The following is an 8459-nucleotide window of genomic DNA, read 5'->3' as shown; positions in this document are numbered from 1 at the left end:
AGCAAGTTGCGCAAGACCGTCCAGTCCATCTACGTCGGCGTCAGCCCGGCCAAGCTGATCGAAGCCAAAGGGGTGTTGAATCTGTTCTTCGAGCAGGCGATCAAACTCAATGGCCGCGAGTTGCCAGAGCNCCGCGTTGGGCCGGGTGGAGATCGTGCCGGTGGCCGTGGGTTGGGTGGCTGGCTATGGCATCCGCATCGTGATCGTGATCCAGTCGATTGCGCAGTTGGAATCGGTCTATGGCGCCGACACAGCGCGCGGCTTAATTACCAATCTCGGCGTGCGGATCGTGTTCACTCCGCGAGAGCAACGCGATGCCGAGGAGTACTCGAAGATGCTGGGCGAGACCACCGTGCGCCGTCGGCAGCGCACGCAGTCTTACGGCCCAGGCAGCAGCCACAGCTATACCGAGGTGCTGGATCGGCGTCCGCTGATGAATCCGGATGAGGTCAAGGGACTGGCGCCGGACAAAGCCATCGTGTTCATTGAGGGGATTGGCTATCCGATCCTGGCCAACAAGATTTTTTATTACAAGGACAGCTACTTCAAGCCGCTGTTGCTGAAAGCACCGCAGGTGCCTCGGCTCGTGCTGGGCGGAGCGTAATCGCATGAGATTTTCGGTCGAGGGCGTGCTGACCTCAAACAGCGGCTGGATGTCCTGGAAAAGGCGTTGGCTGAGCAACATGAGCGCACGCATTTCCTAGAATGTCGTGAGTCGCTGTCGGGTAGGCGTGGACAGCGCACAGAAACCACAGTGTATAGGGGGTACATGAGGATTCCGAGCACTGCCCGCGCCCGCCCGACGGCGACGCAGTCGTTTTGTTAGATACTCTTATTCTAAAATCCGCTTATATAAAAGGAATTAATTAAATGAATGATTGTCGTCCGAATGAATTATTGGCAGGAATGTGCAAGAGAAAAATCGCTCGCTATATTTTATATTTTGTGGCGATTATTTTTTTGATCCCATTGGTTGCAATCGCTCAGTCTGGTGGAAAATATATAGTCTGTGGGACGGCGGAAAGCTGTCTTTCTTTCAACGACTTTGCCTCGGCTTATGCAACATTTGACAAAAGATTTCCCACCTACTTTGACACAGCATCATATGGACAGGGAGTGTGGATTGGACATTGGGCTGTCCCACTTAGGGGGCCATCAAGCATACAGTACATGTATGGATATGAGCCTGATGAGGCGGTGTATGGGCTTCAGTTTGCGACCGAGCAGGAAGATATTGATTATCTAATTGAGTATGATAAAGAACACTCCGGGTATACGCCTACCGACATTCAGGTTATGGGAAGTTATCTGGATGCACCTAACTTCGCATCAGCATCTATCCAGAGAATTGATTTTGTCAATATAAATGACAGGCGGCGAGTTGAGATTTCACACGATAATGGCGTGAAATTAATTTATGACATCGGCAAGCATGGCGTCATCACTTGTCCGGATGGTTATTATTCTGACATTCCGAGTTGGCAGCACAACCTGAATTACGTATGCAGGACCACTTACGCACCAACTATTTCAACAAAGATGGTGCAGGTAAATAGTTGTCCGGTCAATGGGCAACCTTGTTTCCCTGGGACCGGAGACAAGGCGCGCTTCGAGAAAGATCTAGATTTCCCATCTGGTGCTTTTGTCCGTAACTATCATTCTATGCAGCAAACAAGTGTGCACGGAATGGCACGTGGCTGGACACATAGTTATGGGCAGAGTTTGCTGTTTTCGGGATATGAGGTGAGTGCTATAGATGAAAAGGGTAATATTGAACCCTATGTTATGACAGATAATGAAGGTGGGAGCGGATATTCTGTGTCGACTCCAGGCAGAGTCATCAATAAAATTGGCGGCGAGTATCGAATGGTGGATACTGGAGATCTGATCAAGACATTCGACATCGACGGAAAGTTGATCCGCATCGAGTCCATATCGACACCTCAAAAGAACGCAACACTCGCATACAACAAAAGTGGCCGACTTGAATCTGTGACTGACGCCGTTGGGCATCAGCTGCTATTCAAATATAGCGATGATGGAGAAATGGGGTTGCTGACTGAGGTAGACTCAAGTGATGGACAGTCCGTCACTTATGACTATGACAGCGCGGGCAATCTTTCCGCCGCTAAAATAGCAGACTACAAGCGAGACTATCACTATGCTGACGCTGGCCAGGCGCCAGGGCTGACACCTCACCACCTCACGGGGATTTCCGAGAATGGGGTAAGTTATGCGGCCTTTTCCTATGACGCCAAGGGTAGGCCAATTAGTAGTACCTTAAACAGCTCGAATAACAGTCTGGCCGACACGACAAACATCGAATACGACGACTACTATGGCCATGCAACGGTTACGCGGCCAAGCGGAGAAAGAAGACTATACGATTATGACGGCCCCGATGTCTATATTATGAGTTATGGCTCGAAAAGCTATCAGTATTATTATCAGTTGTACCAAAACTACAATTGGCTAACGGGATATAAAGACCCCAATGGAAACTTCACGGATTATAGTTATGCGAATTCATTCTCATATCCTAACGTCTTCACTGAAGCCTCAGGTACCGAACAGCAAAAAAAGACGACCATTGAGCGTGATAATTCCATGCAGGTGGTTCGTTCAGTTGTGGAAGGCGGCGCTGACTCATCCACAAGACGCCTGAGTACTGCCAAACGAGACGACACGGGCCGTACGTTGGCCTATTGCAATTACGACAATGGCGTATCTGATGATAGTTATGTGTGTGGGAGTGCTGTAAACGCCCCGTCGGGTGTGCGGCAAACTACACTTCAATACTGCCTAGGCAGCGACATCGATGCCGGACGCTGCCCGTTGCTGGGAGTTGTGACGTCTGTCGACGGCCCTCGCACCGACCTCAACGACACCACCAGTTACACCTACTACTCCAGCGACGACAGCGCCTGCGCCACATCGCCGACCACCTGCACGCACCGTAAGGGCGAATTGTGGAAGGTGACCAATGCCTTGGGCCAGGTCACAGAGTACCTGGCCTACGACGGCGCCGGTCGCCTACTGTCGGTGAAGGACACCAACGGTGTGGTAACCGACTACACCTACCACCCGCGCGGCTGGCTCACCGCCCGCAAGGTGCGCGGGAGCGACGACAGCACCGAGAGCGATGACCGCATCACCCGCATCGACTACTGGCCGACCGGGCTGGTCAAGCAGATCACCCAGCCCGATGGTGGATTCACTGCCTTCACCTACGACGGGGCGCATCGCCTCACCGACATCGCCGACAATGCCGGCAACACGGTCCACTACACCCTGGACAATGCCGGCAACCGGCTCAAGGAAGACACCCTGGATGCATCGGGCACGCTCAAGCGCACGCTGTCGCGGGTGTACAACCAGCTTGGTCAACTTGCCACACAGGCCAGCGCGCAGGGCAACCCGACCGACTTCGGCTACGACGCCAACGGCAACATCACCACAATTACAGACGCGCTGGGCCACATCACGCAGAACCATTACGACCCGCTCAACCGTCTGGCGAGCACGCTACAGGACGTGGGTGGCATCGCGGCGCAAACTACGTTTGCCTACGACGCGCTGGATCACATCACCCAGGTCACCGACCCCAAGGGGCTGAATACCACCTATGCCTACAACGGTCTGGGCGACCTGACCACGCTGACCAGCCCGGACACCGGCACGACCACGTACACCTACGACAGTGCGGGTAACCGCGCCACGCAGATCAACGCGCGCAAGCTCAATACCGGCTACAGCTACGATGCGCTGAACCGGCTGAGCAGCGCGGTGTACCCGGATACGCGCTTGAACGTCAGCTACACCTACGACATCGCCCCCAGTACCTGCGCCAGCGGCGAGACCTATGCCATCGGTCGCTTATCGCACATGCAGGATGGCAGTGGCGGCACCGATTATTGCTACGACCGCTTCGGTAATCTGGTGCGCAAGGTGCAGACCACCAACGGCAAGGTGCTCGTACTGCGCTATGCATACACGCAGAGCGGGAAATTGAGCCAACTGACCTATCCCGACGGCGCCGTGGTCGATTACGTGCGCAACGCACGAGGCCAGATCACGGAAGTGGGTGTGACCCCATCCGGCGGCACACGCCAAGTGCTGTTGACCAAGGCCACGTATTATCCGTTCGGCCCGGTGGCTGGGTGGAGCTACGGCAATGGTCGCCCGATGCAGCGCGTGCTGGATCATGATTATCGTCCGCAGACGATTACTGACACGCGCCGCGATGGTTTGGCGGTGGGCTTCGGCTTCGACCCCGGAGGTAATCTCAGCGCATTGACCGCGCCGGGCAATACTGCGGCAGTGGTGAGCCTGGATTACGACGCCCTGGGCCGGCTGACTGCATTCAAGGACGGCCCGACCGGCACGGTGATCGACGGCTACACCTACGACGCTACCGGCAACCGATTGAGCGCCAAGGTCAACACCATCACTCAGACCTACGCCTATCCGACCAACAGTCATCAATTGAGCAGCGTCGGCAGCACCGTGCGCAGCTACGACGCGACTGGCAACACCACTGCAATCGGTGGCACGGCGGAGCAGTTGGTGTATGGCGCCAACGGCCGGCTGGCACAGGTCAAGCGCAATGGCGTTGTGGTCGCCAACTACGCCTACAACGGTCATGGCGAACAAGTGCGGCAAGTGGGCAAGACCAACACCTACACGCTGTATGATGAAGCCGGCCATTGGCTGGGCGATTACGACAGCAATGGTGCTGCAGTTCAGCAAGCGATCTGGCTGGACGATCTGCCGGTAGGCGTTGTGGTAAAGAAGAGCGTGAACTACATTGAGCCCGATCACCTGGGTACACCACGCGCGGTGATCGACTCGGTGCGTGACATGGCAATCTGGCGCTGGGACATGAAGGGCGAAGCGTTCGGCAATACCCCGCCGAACCAGGACCCGGACAAGGATGGCACCGCATTCGTGTTCAACCTGCGCTTCCCTGGGCAGCGGTACGATACGCTGAGCGGGCTCAACCAGAACTACTTCCGGGATTATGATACGAGCGGTGGCCGCTATGTGCAGAGTGATCCGATTGGGTTGGTTGGTGGTCTCAATACCTATGCATATGTCATGGGGAATCCATTGATGTACACCGATGCTGGAGGGTTAGAGGTCCAAGTCTGGGCGCGGCCTATTAATATTAATGGGCCTCTTAGTTTTCTGAATGATTCGGGTGTTGAGCATTGGTGGTTTAAAACTGATACGGCCGAAGCAGGTATGGGTCCAGACAATGGTGACGTACCTGGTCAGGCTGCTCCAGATATGCCTTTCTCGGCTACTCAAGTCGTTGATCATACTGGTGAGTCGGAGAAGCCAGGGTCTCATCAGCTTCCTATACGTGGATTGCCTGTGGATGAGGATTGTGTCAATAAAAAAATTAAAGTTGGATTGAAAACCGGCCCATTTATTCCATTTGCTCATGATTGCCACATGTTTGTTAATGATGTGCTTGAGCAATGCAGAATTGTTGATCCGGCACACAATTAAATTCAACAGGTCAATGGGTGGAGCGGATGGCGATATATTATTGGAGTTTGGATATGAATAAATATCTGATTTTGGCGTGCTCTATAATTTTTTTTCTTATTTCATTGGTGTTTGTTGCGTGGTCGATACAGGCTGCGTGGTTGACATTTTTCGCTCATGATAAGGCGGTTGTCCAAGAGCTTTCAGTTCGTTTTTATATCAGAGGCGGGATTGGATTTTTGTTTTTTATTGCATCAATTTTTATGGGCTTCAAGGCATTAAGAGTGCGGAGGTATAATAATTCCTTTAAATAATAATTGGCTTGATTTTCAGTAACTTGCATGCGGCCGCCTGTCTCAGGTGAGCCGCCAAACCACCGACATCTTGCCGTACCAGGCGCGGGATGAAGTTAGCGATGGCCGCTCAGATGTTCACTAAATCCTGGTAACTCAAGATTCAGTTCGATTTGACGAGCAATTAATATAAATTAAGATGCATAAATAAATGATGGGGATTTAATCATGAGGCAATGGGGAGGCATCATTACTGCGTTTGCAGGATTATTAGGTACCGTATTGGCATTTTGGCAGTGGTGGGGCGCCCCTAAAGGAAATTTGCGTGCCTCTATATCCGTTAATCAGTTCTTATTGCCACCAAATACCTCAGAAGATCTTGTGGAGGCTCTCAAGCTGAGGTTAGCCGAGGATGTCAGGAACGCACTTCAAGATCCTAAGGCGATGGATGCAAGGATGAGGATAGGTCATTATAAGAACGACATGCCAAGTCTTGATGATATCTATACAAAAAATATTTTGCCAGATATGATGTTGTCTTGCATGGTGCAAGTTGTAGTGGAAAACACGGGTGATGCTCCTTCTAGGAATATTGTGCTTCGTCTTCCTGAAAAGGAAAAGGAAATTCTTATAAAAAAAGAAGATGGAGCATATGCGTCTATTGAAAATGAGCGAAATATTAAACTGGGGGAATTGAGGAAGGCCGAAAAAACTACTGTATGGTATTGGGATTATTGTACATACATGAATTTAATTGCTGATGCGGAATTTTCTATATCTGTTACTGACGATGTTGCTGCCGGATCTGTCGCGGTAGTGGCGCCTATGCAATACGATCAATATGAGAATATTATTTTTTCGCGAAGGGTTTCATATTTTATATGCGTACTTCCTGCGGTTCTACTTGGCATTTTTCTGATTTGTGGATTTACTTTTCGGCGGCGGAAACGGTCTGATAAAAGTCAGAATAATGGAGGGCAAGCGGGTACGGAAGATAAATCTTCTTAAGTCGCAAAATCACTACTTTTTTCTATAACTCCCTGGGTCTATTGAACCGCCCCGGTTTCCGCGGAGGCTGTTTGGTTTAAGTCAGGCCGCCACGGCGGCGGTCTGACTGGCGAGTTGCCGGTAGTAGTTTGCCTCGGCCTCGGCTGGCGGGATGTAGCCGATGGGTTGGAGCAGGCGTTGGTGGTTGAACCAGGACACCCACTCCAGCGTGGCGAATTCGACGGCCTCCCTAGTTTTCCAGGGTGCCCGGCGGTGAATCAGCTCGGCTTTGTACAAGCCGTTGATGGTCTCTGCCAGCGCGTTGTCGTAGCTGTCGCCCTTGCTGCCTACCGACGGCTCAATGCCGGCCTCGGCCAGCCGCTCGGTGTAGCGGATGCTGACGTATTGCGAGCCCCTGTCGGAGTGGCAAACCAAGCTGCCATCGCGCTCAGGTTGCCGGGCATACAGGGCCTGCTCCAAAGCATCGAGCACGAAGTCCGTGCGCATAGAACTGCTCACTCGCCAGCCTACGATGCGACGAGCGAACACGTCGATGACGAAGGCCACATACAGCCAGCCCTGCCAGGTTGAGACGTAGGTGAAGTCGCTGACCCACAGCTGGTTCGGCCGCTCGGCACGGAACTGCCGATTGACCCGGTCCAGCGGGCATGGGTCCTTGGCATCGCCGATGGTGGTGCGCACGACCTTGCCGCGCACCACGCCGCGCAGCCCCATGCTGCGCATCAACCGCTCGACCGTGCAGCGGGCCACGACGACGCCTTCGCGTGCCAGTTGCCGCCACACCTTCTCGGCACCGTAGACCTGCATGTTGGCTTGCCAGACGCGCTGAATCTGCGGCATTAGCCGCTCGTCGCGTCTGGCGCGGATACAGCGCCTGCTGGGCTCGCGCAGTAGCGCGGCATGACGTCGATAGGCCGACGGGGCAACCTACAGAACCTTGCAGAGCGGCTCGACCCCGAAGGCATTGCGATGCTGGTCGATGAAGGCCTTCACGACTTCAGTCGGCGGTCGAGCTCCGCCTGGGCGAAAAACGCACTGGCCAGCTTCAATATCTCGTTGGCCCGGCGCAGCTCCTTGACCTCGCGCTCGAGTTCCTTCATCCGCTGCGCCTCGCTGCTCGTCACGCCCTCACGCGCACCGGCATCGACCTCGGCGCGCTTGACCCATTCGTTCAGGGTCTGCGGCACGCAGCCAATCTTTGGGGCTATGGATTCAATGGCCGCCCACAGCGATTGGTACTCTCCGCGCTGCTCCTGCACCATCCTTACCGCGCGCTCGCGTACCTCGGGCGAGAACTTGTTCGACTTGCTCATGGCTCAATCCTCTCAGAGTGTTGAGCCTCCGCGGAAACCGGGGCGGTTCAGGAAACCGAACACGGCAAGCTCAAGCGGATGTATGCCGAGCTTGCGATGGAAAACTATGCATTGAAGGATGTCATCGCAAAAACATTGTAGACCCGGCGCATAAGCGCCCGCTTCTTGCCTGACTCATCGAGCCGCATGGCTGGAGCGAGCGCCGGGCCGTTCGGTGCTGGGCGTGGCTCGCTCGACGGCACGCTATCGGCGCGGTCCTGATCGGGATGAAGAGGTCATTGCGCTGCTGTCCGAGTTGGCGGAGCGTTTTCCCGAGCGTGGGTTTGGAAAGCTCTTTCAGCTCATCCGCCGT

The 8459-nt window shown here is 54.0% G+C and carries 3 protein-coding genes, 2 pseudogenes and 1 other annotated feature; of the genes and pseudogenes, 4 read left to right on the top strand and 1 reads right to left on the bottom strand.

Annotated elements, in window-relative coordinates; translation table 11 throughout:
* The first annotated feature begins 145 nt into the window (after nt 1-145).
* The 3 genes from XalbCFBP2523_RS17470 (at nt 146) to XalbCFBP2523_RS16475 (ending at nt 6794) form a co-directional block, all read left to right on the top strand.
* Complete coding sequence (locus tag XalbCFBP2523_RS17470) at nt 146-604, top strand: type IV secretory system conjugative DNA transfer family protein (protein WP_430523485.1); 459 nt, start codon at nt 146-148, stop codon at nt 602-604.
* A gap of 266 nt (nt 605-870) precedes the next feature.
* Nucleotides 871-5514 (top strand): RHS repeat-associated core domain-containing protein, encoded by a 4644-nt coding sequence (locus XalbCFBP2523_RS16480; protein ID WP_146084118.1) that lies wholly within the window; start codon nt 871-873, stop codon nt 5512-5514.
* 500 nt (nt 5515-6014) lie between these two features.
* Entirely contained in the window at nt 6015-6794 is a 780-nt protein-coding gene (locus tag XalbCFBP2523_RS16475; protein WP_146084117.1) for a hypothetical protein, read from the top strand.
* Nucleotides 6795-6875: 81 nt separating this feature from the next.
* Here XalbCFBP2523_RS16475 and XalbCFBP2523_RS15335 read toward each other — a convergent pair.
* A pseudogene (locus XalbCFBP2523_RS15335) lies at nt 6876-8107 on the bottom strand (IS3 family transposase).
* Nucleotides 7713-7829 (bottom strand) — a sequence feature (AL1L pseudoknot). (Overlaps the previous pseudogene by 117 nt.)
* 51 nt (nt 8108-8158) lie before the next feature.
* Here XalbCFBP2523_RS15335 and XalbCFBP2523_RS15330 point away from each other — a divergent pair.
* Nucleotides 8159-8459: pseudogene (locus XalbCFBP2523_RS15330) on the top strand (IS3 family transposase); the annotation flags it as partial.

The sequence above is a fragment of the Xanthomonas albilineans genome (assembly GCF_002939705.1).
Taxonomy (GTDB): Bacteria; Pseudomonadota; Gammaproteobacteria; order Xanthomonadales; family Xanthomonadaceae; genus Xanthomonas_A; species Xanthomonas_A albilineans.
The sequence above is the reverse complement of the archived record's forward strand: the minus strand, read 5'-3'. Positions and strand labels throughout refer to the sequence as shown.